The following is a 2043-nucleotide window of genomic DNA, read 5'->3' on the forward strand; positions in this document are numbered from 1 at the left end:
AGCTCTCTCCGTGCGGCCGGACGGCGGCGAAATTTACGCTCTACTTAGTGCAAACAGCGAGCGGAGTAGAGCGGCACAGACTGCGGATGCGAAATTTTATAAGGGGTTGCCGATGCGAGACGTCATCGCCTCAAGGCAGCAGCTGGACGCCGCGGCGCGCGGACGGCTGGTCGCAGAGCAGATCGCCGCGATGATGCGAAGCGGCGTGGGCACGATCGGTGAAATTTCAAGCTTCGGCGGCGAGGCTGAAGCTTGCGCGCAAAGCGGCATTAGAACCGTGTTTTTTAATGAAATTTTAGGTGCGAGCAGAGACGCTGCGGCGGAGAATATTTCTAAATTTAAAGAGCGATTTGAGCGCTCAAAGGCGCTTGCAAGCTCGCTTTTTATCCCCGCCGTGTCGGTGCACTCGCCGTACTCGACGCACCCGCAGATTACGGAGTTTGCGACGAAGCTTGCCCGCGAAAACGAGCTTGCTATAAGCACGCATTTTATGGAGAGCGCGTATGAGCGGCAGTGGCTGCGCACCGGTCGCGGCAAATTTAAAGCCCGGCTTTCTAAATTTAATCCCGCGCCCGCGCCTTTTTACTCGCCGCAGAGCTTTGTAGCGCATTTTAGCGGGCTTCGCACGCTTTTTACGCATTGCGTGTGGGTGGATGATTTTAGCATCTTTGATCCGAAGCTTCACTCGATCACGCACTGCGTGCGCTCCAACCGCCTGCTTAGCAAAAAGCGGCTGAGCTTTAAAAAGCTGCTCGCAAGCGGGCTTAATTACAACATCGCTACCGACGGTCTTAGCTCGAATTTTAGTCTAAGCTTTTTAGACGAGCTGCGTGCAAATTTAATGATGCACGACGAGCTGGGCCTGGCGGAACTGGCGCGAGCGTTACTTTTAGGCGCGACGAGAAATGCGGCAGCCGCGCTGGGATTAGGCTTAGGCGAACTGAAAGAGGGCAAGCTCGCCGACATCGCCGTTTTTGAAGGCATTGAGTGCGATGAGGATCAGCTGCCGCTACAGCTCATTTTGCAGAGCAAAAATGCAAAATCACTTTTTATCGAAGGAATGAAATGCAATTTCTAAAAAATATCTTTGCGCCGATCGGCGCCGTGCTCGGCTTTATCAACAAATACTTTAAATCCCTGATTTTTCTGCTTATTTTGTTTTTGATTTTCGCAGGCGGCGAAAGCGCGCAACAAAAGGGCGCGAATCTCGCTCAGCTTTCGCTAAGCGGCGCGATAATGGACGATAGCGAAATTTTAGAAAAGATCGAAACTCTGAAAAACGACGAGGCGATTAAGGGGGTGCTTCTGCTGATCGACAGCCCCGGCGGCGCGCTAAGCCCTAGCGTAGAAATTTCGCTGGCGATCAAGTCTCTAAACTCGCGCAAGCCGGTCGTCGCCTACGCCAAGGGCACGATGGCGAGCGGCAGCTACCTAGGCGGCGTGTGGGCGAGTAAAATTTATGCAAATCCGGGCAGCTTCATCGGCTCCATTGGCGTGATCATGCAGGGGCTTGATGTGAGCGAAGCTGCAGCTAAATTGGGGTTTGCCGAACAGATCGTCAAAGCGGGCGAGCTCAAAGAGGCGGGCACGATGATGCGAAAATGGAGCGACGTGGAGCGCGCGAGCCTGCAAGCTCTGGTGGATGAGAGCTATGAGCTATTTACGCGCGAGGTGGCGCAGGCGCGCTCGCTGGATCTTAGGAAGCGCGATGCGTGGGCGAATGCGAGAGTATTTTTAGCTAGCGGCGCCAAAGGCGTCGGGCTCATCGACGAGGTGGGCTCTTTGGATGACGCTAAAAGCGCGCTCATAAAGGCTAGCGGCGTAGCAGATCCGATCTGGCAGGAGCCTTCTGCGTATGAGAAGATGATGGATAGGCTGGCAAATAAAAGCGAGAGTTTGGTACGCGGGGCGTTCGGCGCCAAGCTGATGGCGTATTAGAATTTTAGAAATTTTAAATTATGAGGGAATTGAAAGAGTAGAATTTTGTATGCAGAAGCTATACTGGGTTTGATTACTTTTAAATTTCCTCGCTTTTTCATTTGG

General features: G+C 53.1%; 2 protein-coding genes. Both read left to right on the forward strand.

Going from position 1 to position 2043, the window contains the following annotated elements; translation table 11 throughout:
* On the forward strand, positions 1–1078 hold a 1078-nt coding region (locus Q0256_RS08900; protein ID WP_297962314.1), incomplete at its 5' end, for an aminofutalosine deaminase family hydrolase.
* Positions 1066–1938: a signal peptide peptidase SppA gene (sppA, locus tag Q0256_RS08905; protein ID WP_297962316.1), complete on the forward strand. Its 873-nt coding sequence runs from the start codon at positions 1066–1068 to the stop codon at positions 1936–1938. The genes Q0256_RS08900 and sppA, both read left to right, overlap by 13 nt.
* Positions 1939–2043 lie beyond the last annotated feature (105 nt).

The organism is uncultured Campylobacter sp., from assembly GCF_937949835.1.
Classification (GTDB): Bacteria; Campylobacterota; Campylobacteria; order Campylobacterales; family Campylobacteraceae; genus Campylobacter_B.